The following is a 15904-nucleotide window of genomic DNA, read 5'->3' as shown; positions in this document are numbered from 1 at the left end:
TTTTTCTTCAACTGTTTTCTCTAGCAAGATTAACAGCGAAAGGGACGGTAAAGCTCATTGCCCTACCGTCCCCAGTTAATCCCTAGTCGAATAAATTATCGAATATCAGGTCGTTAAAATACCTGCTCGATTTCAGCGATCTCAGGAATAAACTCGCGCAGACGGCGCTCGATACCCATCCGTAGCGTCATCGCAGAGCTAGGGCAGCTGCCACAAGCCCCTTGCAAACGGAGCTTGACGATGGGTCCGTCTAGCTCTACTAGCTCCACGTTGCCACCATCGGCCATTAGATAGGGCCGTAGATCGTCTAAGACTTTTTCAACGTTGGGCCTAGTCAAAGCTAAAGTTGACATAGTATTTTCTCCACTAGATTTCAACAATATTTCTAGTCTAGCGGGTTTGCCAGCTAGCTAGCGCTCAGTTCATCCAACCTAGCCAATACTTCTTGACTATGTATGGCTGGTCGCACGCCTAGAAACCGTTCTTTCAATATCCCTTCTGGGTCGATCACATAGGTGTGGCGCATTGACATTGGCTTCATCCAAGAGCCATAAGCCTGGCTGACTGCACCGTCTGGATCAGATAGGAGTGGAAAGACCAGGGCTTCTGAATCACAAAACTCGGCGTGAGAATCAACATCATCTGCGCTTACGCCTAGAATCTGCGCGTTTCTAGCTTGGTATTCAGGCAAGTCTTGCTGAAACCGTCTTGCTTCTAATGTGCAGCCGGGCGTAAAGTCTCGTGGATAAAAATATAAAACTACCCACTGACCTAGATAATCGCTGAGTGCAATCTCTCCGTCATCGCTGTTGCTCGGTAGCGTAAACGCAGGAGCTGGCTGGTCAATATCTGGCTGTGTGCCACCCATCGCGTGCGCTGCGGGTAGGTTAATCAGGGTCAGCAGACTCAGTATAAAGCTAAAGCATGTGACCAGAACTATGCGGCGGAGCGTCATAACGTGATAGGTAAAAGGCTACTCCAAGTTTATAACGCACGAGCTAGGTTTCTTTTATGACTACCTTCATCCTAGAAAAGTACTGGCGCGAAAGTTGGGCAGTGGCTCGTCGCATTCTGACTGAGCTATTTAGGCGAGGCCGTAGCCTGATCTCCTGGCTAATTTTTCCGGCCCTGATCTTGATGCTAAATGGCTTTATTACCGCCGAGCGGGCCGATACGACGGCAAGTATGGCGTTTGAGATCGCGGCTCCACCCACGCTAGTCGGCGCAGCACTGTTTTTTAGCTGCCTGGGCGGTGGCGTCGCCACTGTTGTTTCCGAACGCGAGCAGCAGACGCTAAAACGTCTATTTCTATCGCCCTTGAGTGGCGTTTCGTATTTTCTAGGGATATTCCTAGCTCATAGCGTGATTGGGGTTGGGCAGTCGCTGGTGATCTTTGCGATCGCACTCGCAGCCGGTGCCAACTTCACGGGTGCTGCCTGGCTGCTAGCGGCGCTGATCATCTGGCTTAGCATCTTGGCCTATGTCGGTCTAGGTTTTATGCTCGGCACTCAATTTGCCCGCCGAACAGAGGATGTCAGCGCTCTGATCGCGGCATTTGGCGTTCCACTGATGGTTCTAGGCGGCGCTTTCTTGCCGATTTCTCTATTTCCTGAGTCGCTGTTGAACATCGCCAGATTCAACCCGATTTATCACATGACCGAAGCGCTTACCAACGCTTTGCTTAATACCGAATATCCTCTCGGCGAAGAAGGCAGTCACTTCTGGGTATTGCTCAGTTTTTCTATAAGTATGGTCGCTGTTGGCTGGTTATCCTATCAGCGCATGCTGATTAGAGAAAAACAGCTGTAGCGATTGGAGCCTAGCGCTAGAATTTAGTATCAGACCCTAGCGTTAGCTGCATCAAGGCTAGTTCGTCGAAACGTTAGTCCGTCGAAATATATAGGTCTTTGAAACATCAGGACTGAAGCGATCACGATCGCCTTTTTGTTCGCCGAAACATGATTCCGAAAAGCGCTAAGCCCGTCACTAGAGCAGGCTCTGGAATAGCTTTAGTGTTACTACTGGGCTGCGGTACGATCTCTGCGATTTCCACATCTGCAATTTCCATAGCAGAGTGTCCAAAGATAGAGCGTCCTGCGACCGCGCTTGCTCCAGAGACTGCCGCTGCGTTCGCGATCGCCGCTGCCCCCGATGTTGTTACGCCGCACTCATCTGGAATATAAACGCCTCCTCTGCTGCGCCCAGACTCAGGCGTTCCTAGATGTTTTACCCAGTAGCGACCATACGTAGAGCTACCAGTCGCATCAAATAGCCCAAAGCCGACCTCGGTAAACGACTTACTTAACAAATTCTCTCGGTGCCCTTCATTACTCCTCATCCAAGCATCGAAAGCATCTTGTGCTTTGTAATTCCTGCCGGCTACCAGGTTTTCACCGGCATTTTCAAAGTCGTAGCCCGTATCAGCAATTCTTGACTTGAAAGTTGAACCATCTCGCCCATCATGAGAAAAGAAATTTTGGGTGGCTAGATCTTGAGCATATGCCTGGGCTGACTGACCCAGCTGAAGAGAAAACCTTAGTGGTTCTGCGCCAGCTTCAGCACGGGCCTGATTCGTTAGTTTCAATAGTCTCGAAAAGGAATTACTGAGGAACCCGCAGCTATTAGATACATCTGACTTAGGTGAACCTGCTGATCCGCCGCTGTCCTTTTGAGCGGCTCCTTCGCCCTCGCTACCGCATCCAGTTGCGACTAATCCAACCAGCAGAAGACTTCCTAAGGTGGTCCATTTCATTAGAATTCTCCTGAGGAAGATAGTCTCACGCAAAAAATGCGGTAGCAAGGAAATCTAGCCTACAAGAGGTCTTGAACCTGCCAATTACATTACGTAATCTAATTCTTCAGAAAATGAGGAGCCATCCGAGCTCGTGACGATCGCGGCCCAAACTCGGATACCGGTATAGGCAAAAGAACACGTAAACTCTGTGTAAGGGCGATGCGTCCAGTCCCCAGCGTCAGGGTGATGTATCGAATTTCACATCTACGTAACTAAAAAAATTGATGTATTATCTACAACACAATATTCTGCTGAGGTGACGAGCGAATGCCAGCAGCTTTAATAGACAAACAGGCCGTTGCTACTTTCGGCGCAGGCTGTTTTTGGCACGTAGAAGAAGCGTTTCGTCAGCATCCAGGCGTTATTTCTACATCCGTTGGCTACATGGGAGGACACTTTGCTAATCCCAGCTATTTGGACGTGCTCTCTCGGATCACCGGCCATGCGGAAGTTGCCCAGGTGTATTACGACCCTGAGGGCATTAACTATTTAGAGCTGCTAGACATATTTTGGAACTGTCACGACCCCACCACGCTCAATCGGCAGGGCCCAGATCGAGGCGAACAGTATCGGTCGGTTATCTTTTGGCACACGCCTGAACAGGCCACTGCCGCGAAACGCTCAAAGGCAGCGCTCGATGCTTCTAGTACCTACGACAATCCAATCGTTACTGAGATACAGCCTGCTGGCGAATACTGGCTAGCTACCGCCGATCATCAGCAATACCTAGCGAGGAAAAATAGCTAGCTTTTAGCTAGAAAACCAGCGTTCTCGAAGCTGCTTTAGTCGAATCCGGCTAGAAATGTACCAGGGCCAGTGGTGATATTCGGCCAGTAGCCAGCCAGCCATAACGCCATGAGCAACTAAGGTCAGCTCAATCCACATCAATGGAAAGTTAGAGGCTTCTAGGGGTGGAAAAATGTAGTTGGATAAAGCTATCAACGTGACCGGGACAATCGTCAGCCCAGCCGAGAAAGCCCATACCATTACAGCCGCCGTATCGCGCTGCTGCGAGGTTCGCCAACGCCAACCGTTCCAGTGCCAGATCCGCGAGCGAACCGTATCCGCGAGCTGTACAGACTGCGTGTCTAGATTAGCTGTGAACATATGCCGACAGAAGTCACAGGCAAACACGTCCATCAGCGCGATCACATTGAGCTCCCCACTGGCGCAGGCTGGACAGCGGTAGGTTGAACTATAGTTCAACGAAGTGTAAGACAAAGGGTTAGAGGCGCTGTTTTTCTTCATTCTCTAATCTTTACGTAGGCTCAAACCAGCAAGGCTTCATTTCGCACCTCGTTCTGGTTTTCATCTATAAAGATAGTCTGACAAAAACTAGACTCACGCTTCGGTAGTAAATTCTTAACAGGCAGCAACATGCATTGACGGTTCTAGACATATAGCTGTGCTGTATTACTCAGCTATATAGCTTGACTGCTAAGCGCGGCATAGGCTGTTATGCCTCATCTTCAAGATCTTTTGTTTTAGCAGCCTGTAGCTTGATCATCAATGCATCTGCTTCTGCCTGCAGATGTAGTAGCTCGACCTGGTGATCGGGGTGATATGGATAACCCTTTATCTGAATCCAGCACAGCTGGTCGCTGTCATTAGCGGGTTGTTGATCCACCTCATCACCGCTAGCAGCGGCCAAAGAAGCTGTGGATGAAACCGTAGATGAAGCTGCAGAGGGCTGCTGGGATAAAGGCATAGTCTCATTCATATACTTACTCATCACACACTAAACAGTCACTTTTCTCTGACCACTAAATACATCACACATTCTGCATGTTGTCACGAAAGCTTAATGATTAGGCAGAGAAACAGCCGAAGTATCGACTACGATTCAGAGCGACTCAAGCTAGCTCTACTAGCACAAAACCAGCCAGCATAGAGCTAACTGATCAGAGCTAGCTGAATGATGAAAGCGGTTAGCTATAGTCTACCGTTAACTAGTAGTTAATACTTATCAACTGTAGAATCTAATATCACCTGAACCACGTGATTGGATGCTAGCTAGGCTGAGATGAAAGTGTCTGGTTTGCGGGTGTCAATTTACTAGCTGGCCGCTTCTGGTATGGGAAATAGCATAGAGACAGTTCTGTCCGCCTCAAGAGCAGCACTATTCTCTCTAGGAAGCTCACTATCGTAGATAGGATGGTTTATTTCTTGTTTTCTACTGACCCCCCTACCGCTTTCTCAAGGTAAACTTGACTAAACATTACTGGGACCGCATACAGAACTGCTGTCTGTATAGATTAGGCTCATAGATGATATTGGTAGTTGGAAAATATTGTGACTCTCAGCCTCAACTCCCCCCCCTCTTCGACTGTCGCTACTGACAGTCAATCGGCTAAGCAAGTTGCCCCGCACAAGGGCTGGCCAGGACTCATAGAAACCTACCGCCAGTATCTACCGGTTAGTGACTCTACGCCTGTTGTCACGCTCCACGAAGGCAACACGCCACTGATTCCGGTACCCTCTATTGCCGCTCGCATTGGCAAATCGGTGCAGGTTTTCATCAAGTACGATGGCCTTAACCCCACTGGTAGCTTCAAAGACAGGGGTATGACTATGGCTATCACCAAAGCCAAAGAGGCAGGTGCCCAGGCCGTTATCTGCGCCAGTACGGGCAATACATCTGCTGCTGCTGCTGCCTATGCCAGAAGAGGTGGACTACGGGCCTATGTCGTCATTCCTGATGGCTATGTGGCAATGGGAAAACTTGCTCAGGCGCTTCTGTACGGCGCTGAGATTCTAGCTATCAAAGGCAACTTTGATCAGGCGTTGGCTTCGGTCAGAGCTGTGGCTGATCGCTATCCAATCACTTTAGTAAATTCTGTTAACCCCTATAGAATTGAAGGGCAAAAAACAGGGGCTTTTGAGCTAGTAGATGCCCTGGGTGATGCGCCTGACTGGCTGTGCATCCCGGTGGGTAATGCAGGCAATATTACTGCCTATTGGAAAGGATTCAAAGAGTTCAAAGCAGTAGGCCGCTGTCAGCAATTGCCGCAGATGATGGGCTTTCAGGCGGCAGGCGCAGCGCCCCTAATCATGGGTCATCCGATCGAATCACCTGATACTTTTGCGACAGCCATTCGAATTGGAAATCCGGCTAGTTGGGACAAGGCGATCGCAGCTAAAGATGAGAGTGGCGGCGCTTTTCATGCTGTTACCGATGATGAAATTGCGGCGGCCTACAGCATGCTAGCTTCAGAGGAAGGGATTTTCTGTGAGCCGGCTAGTGCGGCTTCTGTTGCTGGATTACTCAAAGTCAAAGAGCAGGTGCCCGAAGGCGCTAAGATCGTTTGTGTCCTGACTGGCAATGGCCTGAAAGATCCTGAGGCGGCAATCGAGCGCAGCGGTAATCAGTTCAAGGCGGGGCTTTCTCCAGATGCGGATAGCCTAGCGAAGGTCATGGGTTTCTAGTGCTGCTGTAGAATTGCCACTATCGATCTGCCGGTCTGCGGATTCACTTTTCTAAATTAGCCGCAGTTCGTTCCTTAGACAGTAGGTCAACAGCATCGCCTAGGGCTGCAGTCAGGCTGTTTCGAGTTTTCGTATGCTCTGCCTGTTCGGTTTCTAGCTGAGACTGAATTCGCTTGCATTCTTGTTGGGCTGCTGCTAGCTCAGACTGAAGCTGCGATAGCTGAGTGCCTTTTTCGTTGGACGAAATGGATGAAGCTATAGTGGCTGCTGCAGAACGATCGCCCTCTGCATTCGCCGATCGCAGATCGCTAAGATCTTTTTGAAGCCGTTCAATCTTACCAGCGGCGATCGCAGACTCTCTACGCCTTTGCTGCGCTTCCAAATCGTACAGCTTGCGCCAGTTGTTAGCACTATCATAAGCCCGTTCTCGCTCTTGCTGCAGTTCACTGACCTGACGTTTCAGGGCTTGAACTTCTGCTAGCCATTGAGCCGCATTTGGTTGAGTCATTGTAGTCAAAACCTCACAATAGCAACCTCACAATAGCAGCCCTTGCAGCGAAGCAGGCGCAGGCAGAATAATAATAACCAGCAGTGCCAAAGACACTAAGCCTAAAAAGTCACGCGGGCCGTTGAGTTCGCTTACGTCGTTCAAAGCGGGTTGCGCGGCAGGCACAAATAGCAGAAAGAGCGCCCAAAACAAAAATTCTTGATAGGCGTAAGCCAATACCAGCATCAGCACCCTAGCCACATGGCTGACAATGATCGCAGTTCGCTGGCCATACATAGCATGAACGATATGTCCGCCATCTAGCTGACCCACCGGCATCAGGTTTAGCGCCGTCACGATTAATCCCAAACAGCCAGAAATCGCCAGCGGATGTAGATCGATCGCGCTATCCGCCTGCAAAGTCTGACCAAGCGCGAGTTTGCTCATGACTAACAGCGCAATCGATCGACTAGGATTTAGTGAGTCGAAACTCAGTAGCTGCGAAGCCTCACTTAGAGGGACGACAGTAGAATTAGCGAGTCCCCAGGCCAGGATAGGGAGACTAACGATCAGTCCAGCAAGCGGCCCGGAAATACCCACATCAAAGAGAGCTCGGCGATTGGGTATAGGCGATCGCATTTGTATAAACGCCCCTAAGGTCCCCAAGAAAAAAGGAATGGGAATGAAGTAAGGCAGTGTTGCCTTGAGCCGATGGTAGCGCGTTGCCAAGTAGTGCCCTGACTCATGGACGCCTAGAATAAACATTAAAGATAGGCTATAGGCCAGACCCGGCAGTAGCAATTCTGGCTCGGCTTGAAGCGCAGCAGGATCGTCGATACCGCCAACCAATACGCTGCCGACAAACGTCGTCGTCAGTAGCGTGACCAAAGCCAGCACCGCTGCTAAGACAGGGCGAGTAACCTGCCGTTGACTGTACTTTTTGAGTTGGGCTATCTGAGCTGGAGTCGCTGAGGCTGGCAGTGCCTGCATAGCATTCTTGGCCTGTGGGTTAGGGACCAGCGCAAAGAAAGGTGTGCCGTTTAGACCTTCCTGCAAAAGGACTAGAAAGCGATCGCCAAAGCTGCTTTCGACATTTTTTTGTACCGTTTTATAAGCTTCTTGCGGCGACGTTTTGAGCTTGCCTTTACAGATCATTGCCTGGGGCAAGTATTCAATATTTTGCAAATAGTAAGTTGACCAGGGAAAGCATCGCTGTAGCAACGTTTCTTCGTCGCGGCTCAGCGGGTTAGTCGGCTCTTTTTTCGCTGGTGGCAGTTCTTTTTTTGGTCCATCTGCTGACTGTTGCGCTGTGTCCATCGCCCGCTGCTTAGCCTGTACGCTCGATACAACCAGCGTCGTGTACAAGAACAGCGTCGATCCAGCCATCAGCCCGTACAGCAAAATGGCAGGGGGTGGATTGCCATCGCCAACATTCATCCACACTGTGAAGACGAGGATAGGTGCCATCATCACTAGCCATATCAGCCACAGTGGGACGGGCGTCTTGGCCTTTGAAAGCCGATTGTTGATGACCCAGTAGGTCATCAGACCGATAAGCAGCGTAAGTAAAACAAGGGGCATAGATAGAGCTAGACGCGAATTATGATGGAACAGATGTGTTTGGATGAGAAGGGATAGTAGTCTCTCTTAAGAAGGCGAATATCTCTTAAAAAGCAAATGTCTCTAGACAGGTGATTAGCTAGAGCAGTCGAGCTGTATTTTTTATTGTAATTCAGCGTCCCAGATTCGTTGTTTCGTTGACTTTTTGAGTTTTCGCACTCTAAGGGTTTGTACTTTAAAGCTTCGCACTCTAAGGTTTTGCATTGATGGGTCAGTCTATTTCTACACAGTCCACTAAAGATAAGCAACCGCAGACTGTCTTCGATACTATATTTGCCTTTGCACCTAATCGCGAAACGCTAGGAGGAACGGCCTATCTCATTTTGGAAGATCTAGCGCCATGGGTGCAAACCACCGACAAGGAGGCTGATCAAGGGGGCCACAAGGGAGCAAACATCCTAGTCGATTGTCCGGCCCTGACGGACTTTCATCGAGAGTTTATTCATTCTAAGGGGGGCATCCAAACGCTTTTTATTACGCATCGTGGTGGTATGGCAAGGGTCAAAGAGTTTCAAAGGGAATTCAATGCTCAAGTGCTGATTCAAGAGCAAGAAGCCTATTTGCTCCCAGGCGTTGAGACGGTGGTTTTTCATCGCGATCGCACCCTATCATCCACGAGCAAAGTCATTTGGAATCCGGGCCATTCGCCAGGGTCTGCTAGCCTCTATTACAGTAACTATGGCGGCGTCTTGTTCACAGGCAGACATCTCGTCCCTGACCGCAATGGCGCGCCTGTCCCGCTGAGATTGTCCAAAACTTTTCACTGGCCTCGTCAGTTGCGCTACGCTCAGCAACTGCTCAGCGACTTTACCGCAGATGATCTAAGCTACATCTGCCCTGGTGCTAGCACTGGCTATCTGAGAGGAGATAAGACAATCAAAGCGGCCTATCAACAGCTAGAGAGCACCAACTGGCAAGCCCTAGCGGCTGCTAAACCAGTGATTTAGCTGTCGAGGGGTCGCTGTCGAGGGGGCGCTATCAAGGGGTCGCTATCAAGGAATTGCTGTTTGCTAGCTCCTCCTCCGGCAGCGGGCAAACACCTACCTGAATTTCTTTAGGATGAATCAGCCAGGTGCGCTGCGCGGGTTCACAGAGCGTTCGTACCAGCCCAGAAAGTTGCTTGATATCTTTTAGCCCTCTGGGTGTTTGAATTTTTATGCCCCGCTGATAGACGCTGTAGCCTTTGCTCCAGGTATGTTTTAGCCCGCTGTATCTATGCGCGTCTACCCCTTCTGCTAAAAGCTGCTGTTGCACACTTTCCAACAGGCTTTCACGCTCTGCTGGCGTTGCATAGGTGACTTCTAGAACCCTTAGCAGCCTGCGATTTAGAAAGCGCTGACAAAGATCGCGCAGCGCCGAATCAGAATGCTGCTGCCAGCGCTGCAGATGGTAAGTAAAGACGATGTCGTCCCCAGCTAGGTAAGCCTCTAGCGAAAGCTGATCGGATGGGTCTATCAACCATGCAGTGACTGTTTCGTCGGCAGTCAGTTCACCTCTGGTCAGTAGCTCCCTGGCCCGATCAAACGCCTGCTCTAGAATCCAGGTAGCAGAGAGATTCTTTGAGTGGTTGTAAATTTGAGCGTACATAAAAGAGCGCACGACCAAATAGTGTTCAATGGCTGCGAGTCCTTTTCGCTCAGCAATCAGCTGCTGACTAACTGGATCGTAGTTTAGCGCTAGCACAATTCGATCGAGATCTAGCTGACCGTAGGCTGCACCAGTAAAGTAGCTGTCTCTCATTAAGTAGTCGATGCGATCGCAATCCAACTGACTAGAGACCAGCTGCCACACACACGGGATGGGATGAGTGTGTGTGTAGACCTGCGTAATCGATTGCCAAAGGCTCGGATGAAAGGCGTCTAAAAGCGGTCGAATGGTCAGCGAGCGTTTGATAATAGCGATCGTCCACTGCTCGTGGTGAGACCCAAAGATTTCCTCGGCAGTGTGGCTAAAAGGGCCGTGCCCAATATCGTGCAGCAGCGCAGCACACAGAACCGTAGCACGATGCTCCCTCAGCTCTTTGTACAGCGAGGCTAGTCGATCGAATGCTCGTCTAGCGACTGCCATTGCGCCCAAAGAATGGGTAAAACGCGACATCTCAGCGCCATGAAAAGTCAGACTCGCTGGCCCTAGTTGCCTAATTCGTCGTAGTCGCTGAAACTCTGGTGTATCAATCAGCGCCTTTAGCAGCGCCTCAACCTCGTCTGTTCCGTCTAAAGTGATCGCACCGTGCAGGGGATCGTGGTAGGTACGCATGCTTCTAGACATCTATTCAACACATAGCCTCTGACATGGCGTGGAGCTCTCTGATAAAAACTACTTTTGAGCCATCGCAAACGATTGTGCTAACAGCGCTACTGCCGCTTCGTATTGAGCATCTTCTTTTGATCCAAACTGCTGACGACGTTCTACAGAACTGGTTACGACCTGATCAGGATCGATTCCGAGCTTGTTGATATCTCGATGGCTGGGGGTCTCATATTTAGCGATTGTGACCGCTAGACCTGCCCCGTGAGGCAAATCGAAAAGAGACTGAATTAGCCCTTTGCCAAACGTGGTCTCTCCAACTAGCTGGGCTCGACCGTTGTCTTGCAATGCGCCCGATAGAATCTCACTAGCGCTAGCTGTCCCCTTATTGACTAACACAACTAAAGGATCAGAAGTAATTGCCTTACCGTTGGCGTCATAGCTACCGAGCGAGCCCTGTCGATTCACGGTGTATACAACTGTGCCTTGATCTATCCACATCCGAGCAATTTCAATACCTGCTTGCAACAGGCCGCCTGGATTGTTCCGCAGATCCAAAATGTAAGCGTCTGCGCCCTGGCTTTCTAACGCCTGCAGTGACTCTCTTAGCTCTTCAACGGCGTTGCCATTGAACTGTCCCAAGCGGAGATAGCCCATTTTAGGCAGGCCAGGCTCAGCGCGTAGCTCGAAGGAAACTGGATTGAGTGTAATGCGATCACGCTGCACGTTGACATCAAAAGGCTCCAACTGCTCGCGGCCTACCGTCAGCGTTACCTTCGTCCCGATCGCTCCTCGCATCCGAGCTGCCGCTTCGTCGAGACTGAGTGACTCCGTCGAGGTTCCATTGATTGCCAAAATCGTATCTAAAGGCTGCAGCCCCGCTGACTCTGCTGGCGATCCTTCAATTGGGGCAATTATCCGCAGTGGGCTAGCCTCTTCGTCTTTCGCAATCTGCAAACCCACCCCTAATAGTTCTCCGTTGGTGTTTGTCTGCAGGCTCTGGTACTGCTGGGGGGGTAAGAACCGGGTGTAAGGATCGTCTAGCACCGCCAGCATCTCGGAGATCGCCGTGTAGGTTTCTTTCCAGGTGGGCAGTGACTTCCGCAGTACCTTTTGACGCATGAACCACCAGTTCTGATGATTAAATGTCTCGTCCAAATAGCTGCGATTGACGATTCGCCACACTTCCATCACTAGCTGCTGTTGATTGGTAAAAGCCGAGGCGGATGGCATCTTGCCAAGTCCATTAAGACTCCTATCTGCAGCGCCTAGCCATAGTATGACGACCAATGTGATGGTTAGCGCAATCTTCAGCCCAATCCGAAAAAATCGTCTTCCCATCCGTTTTCCCATTGCCTTATATACAGCTCTCATAAAAAAATACGGCTTCTTTTCGTACCAAATCCCGTCACAGAGGGCAAACAGGCCGTCAGCTTCAGCTAGATAGCACCAAACGTAAAGTTATGTATACTCTAGCAAATACAGGTTTTTCTTAAAGTTTCACTTAATTTGGACAGCCATCAGAGCCAAAACGAGCTGTATCAAGCCTCATAATCGAAAGAGCGATCGCGAGCAGAATGACGTACCTCCCACGAAATCAGTAGAACTTGCCCGCAAAGCAAACCCCTCACCCCTTCTACTGTGTTACATTTTTTAGTATTGGTACATAACCCTAAGACACACCTTATTTTGCTTCATGTTTACTAAGCAAGTCACCGACTCCCAGCCCTATAAGTGGTTCGATGAGCGACTAGAGATTCAGGCACTCGCTGATGATATCTCTAGCAAGTATGTTCCACCTCACGTGAACATCTTTTACTGTCTCGGCGGCATCACACTCGTTTGCTTCATCATCCAGTTCGCCACTGGGTTTGCAATGACCTTTTACTACAGACCTACTGTGACTGATGCTTTTGCTTCAGTTCAGTATCTGATGACAGACGTCAACTTTGGTTGGTTGATCCGCTCTGTCCATCGCTGGTCTGCCAGCATGATGGTTCTCGTCATGATTCTCCATGTCTTCCGTGTCTACCTCACAGGTGGATTCAAGAAGCCTCGCGAACTGACCTGGGTTACTGGCGTTATCCTTGCTGTCATCACCGTATCTTTCGGCGTTACTGGCTACTCTCTTCCTTGGGATCAAGTCGGCTACTGGGCGGTAAAGATTGTATCTGGTGTGCCTAGTGCGATTCCCGTCGTCGGTGGAACCATCGTTGAACTCATGCGAGGTGGTGAAAGCGTCGGTCAGGCAACCTTGACTCGTTTCTACAGCCTTCATACCTTCGTGCTGCCATGGTTCATCGCAGTCTTCATGCTGCTTCACTTCATCATGATTCGTAAGCAAGGCATCTCTGGTCCCTTGTAAGCAGGTCAAACCTAGTCTAAAGTCGATTTAACTTAAGGCTAGGTTTCTAGTTCTATTATTTTTTGGCTGTGTATTTTGTTCACTGTATCGGTGCTAATTGAGCTTACAGCCCTGGGAATATGTCATAGGTCTGTGGAGTGAATAGGCGAACCGAGGTAGCATAGTAGATAGCTGCAAGTGTCATTATTTTAGGAAGATAAACGATGTCGATTCTTAAGAAGCCGGATCTTAGCGATCCAATGCTGAGAGAGAAGCTTAAAAAGGGCATGGGTCACAACTACTACGGTGAGCCTGCTTGGCCTAACGATCTTCTCTATGTGTTCCCAATTGTAATTATGGGGACTATTGCTTGCTGTGTAGCTTTAGCTGTTCTTGATCCTGCGCTTGTGGGTGAACCCGCTAACCCGTTTGCAACACCCCTAGAAATTTTGCCTGAGTGGTACCTCTACCCAACTTTCCAAATGCTAAGGGTTCTACCCAATAAGCTTTTAGGGATTGCTGCAATGACTGCTATTCCTTTGGGGTTGATCCTTGTTCCCTTTATCGAGAATGTGAACAAGTTTCAAAACCCGTTTCGCCGTCCCGTTGCTACTGCTGTGTTCCTATTCGGTACGGTAGTGACGCTGTGGTTGGGTATTGGCGCAACTTTCCCAATTGATACTTCTTTAACTCTTGGGCTTTTCTAGATCGTTTTTAGACTTGGATATCTCTGCCAACAGATCTATTTTTTTGAAAGACTAGGTAGCTGTTAGAGCAAAAGGCGAATCGCTTAGATTTCTACAGGGGATCTAAGCGATTTTGCTGTCAATGTATTGATAGATATCTTCCTAGATAAAATCAAAATTATTAAAGCGAAATATAAACTCTCATAAGATTCTGACGGGAGATGATAGATTCTAAACAATGACTCGCACGATGATCCCTTGCAAAGATTTCTATGTTTTGGCCGTAGGGCAGAAGCTAATTCAAAAATGTCGGAGAAAGCCCATCTTACTGTAGGTAGCTATTTAGAAGAACTTACAGTCGTACAGCAGTGGTTTCGGTCGATTGTTTCTCGTTTATCAGCCGAAGCGCCTTGGATAAACGGACAGTATGACAAGCTGAACTTAGCGCTAGCAGAGGGCTTTACCAACGCAGTGCGTCATGCTCACGCAGACTTACCTAGCACTACACCTATTAGTATTGAATTAGTACTGCAGGCCGACAAAATCGAGATCTTCATTTTTGATCAGGGTCGGCCCTTCGACCCTGATAGCATTCGCGAACCGAAGCCAGGCGTTTTACGAGAAGGGGGATATGGTTGGTTCTTGCTACGTCGACTAGCCGATCAAGTAACCTACTCCCCGATAGCTAATCAATCCGCTTCACTATCGCTTCCGGCCAATAGCCCATGGCGTAACTGTCTACGCATTGTCAAAAGCTGCGCTTCATAAACGGCTTCATTACAACGAAAGGTATCTTGTGTAGAAGATCTATTCGATTCTGTGAACTCTTAGGCTGAGACAGCTAAGGCTGTTTATGTTTTCGCTATGGGTTTAGAGTTTCGATGGCTAAAACTGCGTTGATAACCGGAATTACTGGTCAAGACGGCTATTATCTAAGTCGATTACTACTAGAGAAAGGCTACCGAGTTGTCGGATTGGTTCCACCAGATAGACAGCACAGTTTGACCAAGCTGAATGAGCTCAAGGATCAGCTGACGACCTATTTAGTCGATTTGACCCGTGCAGATGCAATTACTCAGGCTATGGATGTCCTACAGCCTGATGAAATTTATAACCTAGCTGCGCCTAGCTTTGTGCCGGATTCCTGGAAAGATCCGCTAGGTACGCTCGATCTCATCACAGGGACGGCGACTCGAATGCTAGAAGCGACTCGCCAGTTGGGACTGAGAACCCGTTTCTATCAGGCGAGCTCTTCGGAAATTTTTGGGCAAGTGTGTTCTTCTCCGCAAACTGCTGAGACCGCTTTTCGGCCAACAAATCCCTATGGCGCAGCTAAGCTCCATGCACACTGGACGATGGTGCATCATCGAGAGCGCTACGGACTGTTTGCCTGCAGTGGCATTTTGTATAACCATGAGTCGCCGCGTCGTCCGCCTCAGTTTGTTACTCGAAAAGTTTCTTTGGCGGCGGCGGCAATCAAGCTAGGGCTACGCGATCGCCTCTCTATCGGCAACCTAGAGGCCAAACGTGACTGGGGCTTTGCTGGCGACCATGTAGAGGCTATGTGGCGAATGCTTCAGGCTGAAACCCCTGAGGATTACGTGATTGGCACTGGCAAACTGCACACTGTTAGAGACTTAGTCGCGACTGCTTTTGATTGTGTAGGTCTAGACTGGCAGAAGTACGTCGAAAGCGATCCTCATCTAGTTAGAGCCGATGAGCACTTTCAGCTAGTTGCCGATCCTAGCAAAGCAAAACGCAACCTCGGTTGGGAACCTCAAGTCAGCTTTGAGGAACTTGTTAGCACCATGGTGCTAACAGACATTAAGTACCTAGAAGCAGGCACTCTGGTTCCGGCTGGAGTGGCATAGCGTCGTGAAGCATGCGTTTGTTTTTATTGAAGTATTCGGCTGTGAAGGCGGTATTCAGTCTTATATTCAAGATGTGTTAGGTGCATACGCGCAACTTGCTAATCGACCTAATGACTGTGCCGATGTGTTTTTACTTAGAGACATTGCAGGCAAGCATCCTCTAAAGCATTCTCCCTTTAGCTATCACTATTTTAAGAATGAGCATCTTTGGAAGGAGCGCGTTAGCTTTACCCTTGCGTTTGCCACTTATCTAGTTCGTCAGCGCCCTGAGCATGTTTTCTGTGGCCATATCAACTTAGCCGGCATGGTGAGCCAGCTCTGCCGACTGCTAAACATTCCCTATACCGTTCTAACTTATGGCAAAGAAGTCTGGTGCGAGCTGCCTATAAAAGATAAGCGGGCGCTGTCCCACGCGCACAATATATGGAC

17 protein-coding genes and 1 pseudogene are annotated in these 15904 nt (G+C 49.3%); 9 read left to right on the top strand and 9 right to left on the bottom strand.

Annotation, left to right across the window (positions count from 1 at the left end):
• Window positions 1–113 precede the first annotated feature (113 nt).
• A complete protein-coding gene (locus IQ256_RS06650) occupies window positions 114–353 on the bottom strand; it encodes a NifU family protein (RefSeq protein WP_193854760.1) in 240 nt (79 codons plus the stop codon).
• A gap of 53 nt (window positions 354–406) precedes the next feature.
• Window positions 407–955: a peroxiredoxin gene (locus IQ256_RS06645; RefSeq protein WP_193854759.1), complete on the bottom strand. Its 549-nt coding sequence runs from the start codon at window positions 953–955 to the stop codon at window positions 407–409.
• A gap of 56 nt (window positions 956–1011) precedes the next feature.
• On the opposite strand from IQ256_RS06645, the gene IQ256_RS06640 reads away from it, so the two are divergent.
• Window positions 1012–1809, top strand: a complete 798-nt coding sequence (locus IQ256_RS06640) for an ABC transporter permease (RefSeq protein ID WP_193854758.1) — start codon at window positions 1012–1014, stop codon at window positions 1807–1809.
• A gap of 121 nt (window positions 1810–1930) precedes the next feature.
• Here IQ256_RS06640 and IQ256_RS06635 read toward each other — a convergent pair whose 3' ends face one another.
• Window positions 1931–2752: a CAP domain-containing protein gene (locus IQ256_RS06635; protein WP_193854757.1), complete on the bottom strand. Its 822-nt coding sequence runs from the start codon at window positions 2750–2752 to the stop codon at window positions 1931–1933.
• A gap of 309 nt (window positions 2753–3061) precedes the next feature.
• Between IQ256_RS06635 and msrA the strand changes: the two genes are divergently transcribed.
• Window positions 3062–3541 (top strand): peptide-methionine (S)-S-oxide reductase MsrA, encoded by a 480-nt coding sequence (msrA, locus tag IQ256_RS06630; protein ID WP_193854756.1) that lies wholly within the window; start codon window positions 3062–3064, stop codon window positions 3539–3541.
• Between the two features lie 3 nt (window positions 3542–3544).
• Here the strand turns inward: msrA and IQ256_RS06625 are convergent, their stop codons facing one another.
• Window positions 3545–4015, bottom strand: coding sequence for a hypothetical protein (locus IQ256_RS06625; protein WP_193854755.1), 471 nt, complete (start codon window positions 4013–4015; stop codon window positions 3545–3547).
• 235 nt (window positions 4016–4250) lie between these two features.
• Window positions 4251–4502, bottom strand: a complete 252-nt coding sequence (locus IQ256_RS06620; protein WP_193854754.1) for a hypothetical protein — start codon at window positions 4500–4502, stop codon at window positions 4251–4253.
• Window positions 4503–5086: 584 nt separating this feature from the next.
• Here IQ256_RS06620 and thrC point away from each other — a divergent pair.
• Complete coding sequence (gene thrC, locus IQ256_RS06615; protein ID WP_193854753.1) at window positions 5087–6220, top strand: threonine synthase; 1134 nt, start codon at window positions 5087–5089, stop codon at window positions 6218–6220.
• A 43-nt stretch (window positions 6221–6263) separates the two neighbouring features.
• Here the strand turns inward: thrC and IQ256_RS06610 are convergent, their stop codons facing one another.
• A complete protein-coding gene (locus IQ256_RS06610) occupies window positions 6264–6728 on the bottom strand; it encodes a hypothetical protein (protein WP_193854752.1) in 465 nt (154 codons plus the stop codon).
• Between the two features lie 27 nt (window positions 6729–6755).
• Entirely contained in the window at window positions 6756–8288 is a 1533-nt protein-coding gene (locus tag IQ256_RS06605; RefSeq protein ID WP_193854751.1) for a site-2 protease family protein, read from the bottom strand.
• Window positions 8289–8533: 245 nt separating this feature from the next.
• On the opposite strand from IQ256_RS06605, the gene IQ256_RS06600 reads away from it, so the two are divergent.
• Complete coding sequence (locus tag IQ256_RS06600) at window positions 8534–9274, top strand: MBL fold metallo-hydrolase (protein ID WP_193854750.1); 741 nt, start codon at window positions 8534–8536, stop codon at window positions 9272–9274.
• A gap of 31 nt (window positions 9275–9305) precedes the next feature.
• Here IQ256_RS06600 and IQ256_RS06595 read toward each other — a convergent pair whose 3' ends face one another.
• Complete coding sequence (locus tag IQ256_RS06595; protein WP_193854749.1) at window positions 9306–10595, bottom strand: HD domain-containing protein; 1290 nt, start codon at window positions 10593–10595, stop codon at window positions 9306–9308.
• A 48-nt stretch (window positions 10596–10643) separates the two neighbouring features.
• Complete coding sequence (gene ctpA / locus IQ256_RS06590; RefSeq protein ID WP_228024637.1) at window positions 10644–11948, bottom strand: carboxyl-terminal processing protease CtpA; 1305 nt, start codon at window positions 11946–11948, stop codon at window positions 10644–10646.
• Between the two features lie 322 nt (window positions 11949–12270).
• On the opposite strand from ctpA, the gene petB reads away from it, so the two are divergent.
• From petB to IQ256_RS06565, 5 genes and pseudogenes are all read left to right on the top strand, one after another.
• Window positions 12271–12939, top strand: a complete 669-nt coding sequence (gene petB / locus IQ256_RS06585; protein ID WP_193854748.1) for a cytochrome b6 — start codon at window positions 12271–12273, stop codon at window positions 12937–12939.
• A gap of 203 nt (window positions 12940–13142) precedes the next feature.
• On the top strand, window positions 13143–13625 hold the full coding sequence (petD, locus tag IQ256_RS06580) for a cytochrome b6-f complex subunit IV (protein ID WP_006454563.1): 483 nt from the start codon (window positions 13143–13145) through the stop codon (window positions 13623–13625).
• 285 nt (window positions 13626–13910) lie between these two features.
• On the top strand, window positions 13911–14372 hold the full coding sequence (locus IQ256_RS06575) for an anti-sigma regulatory factor (protein ID WP_193854747.1): 462 nt from the start codon (window positions 13911–13913) through the stop codon (window positions 14370–14372).
• A gap of 113 nt (window positions 14373–14485) precedes the next feature.
• Window positions 14486–15475 (top strand): GDP-mannose 4,6-dehydratase, encoded by a 990-nt coding sequence (locus IQ256_RS06570; RefSeq protein ID WP_193854746.1) that lies wholly within the window; start codon window positions 14486–14488, stop codon window positions 15473–15475.
• Window positions 15476–15479: 4 nt separating this feature from the next.
• A pseudogene (locus IQ256_RS06565) lies at window positions 15480–15904 on the top strand (glycosyltransferase); the annotation flags it as partial.

Origin of the sequence: cf. Phormidesmis sp. LEGE 11477, assembly GCF_015207105.1 — a bacterium.
In the GTDB taxonomy this organism is placed as follows: domain Bacteria; phylum Cyanobacteriota; class Cyanobacteriia; order Phormidesmidales; family Phormidesmidaceae; genus Phormidesmis.
The sequence above is the reverse complement of the archived record's forward strand: the minus strand, read 5'-3'. Positions and strand labels throughout refer to the sequence as shown.

Coding starts and splice junctions, on each gene's coding strand:
- IQ256_RS06650 (WP_193854760.1), bottom strand. CDS start 353: ATGTCAACTTTAGCTTTGACTAGGCCCAACGTTGAAAAAGTCTTAGAC.
- IQ256_RS06645 (WP_193854759.1), bottom strand. CDS start 955: ATGACGCTCCGCCGCATAGTTCTGGTCACATGCTTTAGCTTTATACTG.
- IQ256_RS06640 (WP_193854758.1), top strand. CDS start 1,012: ATGACTACCTTCATCCTAGAAAAGTACTGGCGCGAAAGTTGGGCAGTG.
- IQ256_RS06635 (WP_193854757.1), bottom strand. CDS start 2,752: ATGAAATGGACCACCTTAGGAAGTCTTCTGCTGGTTGGATTAGTCGCA.
- msrA (WP_193854756.1), top strand. CDS start 3,062: ATGCCAGCAGCTTTAATAGACAAACAGGCCGTTGCTACTTTCGGCGCA.
- IQ256_RS06620 (WP_193854754.1), bottom strand. CDS start 4,502: ATGCCTTTATCCCAGCAGCCCTCTGCAGCTTCATCTACGGTTTCATCC.
- IQ256_RS06610 (WP_193854752.1), bottom strand. CDS start 6,728: ATGACTCAACCAAATGCGGCTCAATGGCTAGCAGAAGTTCAAGCCCTG.
- IQ256_RS06605 (WP_193854751.1), bottom strand. CDS start 8,288: ATGCCCCTTGTTTTACTTACGCTGCTTATCGGTCTGATGACCTACTGG.
- IQ256_RS06600 (WP_193854750.1), top strand. CDS start 8,534: ATGGGTCAGTCTATTTCTACACAGTCCACTAAAGATAAGCAACCGCAG.
- IQ256_RS06595 (WP_193854749.1), bottom strand. CDS start 10,595: ATGTCTAGAAGCATGCGTACCTACCACGATCCCCTGCACGGTGCGATC.
- ctpA (WP_228024637.1), bottom strand. CDS start 11,948: ATGAGAGCTGTATATAAGGCAATGGGAAAACGGATGGGAAGACGATTT.
- petB (WP_193854748.1), top strand. CDS start 12,271: ATGTTTACTAAGCAAGTCACCGACTCCCAGCCCTATAAGTGGTTCGAT.
- petD (WP_006454563.1), top strand. CDS start 13,143: ATGTCGATTCTTAAGAAGCCGGATCTTAGCGATCCAATGCTGAGAGAG.
- IQ256_RS06575 (WP_193854747.1), top strand. CDS start 13,911: ATGTCGGAGAAAGCCCATCTTACTGTAGGTAGCTATTTAGAAGAACTT.
- IQ256_RS06570 (WP_193854746.1), top strand. CDS start 14,486: ATGGCTAAAACTGCGTTGATAACCGGAATTACTGGTCAAGACGGCTAT.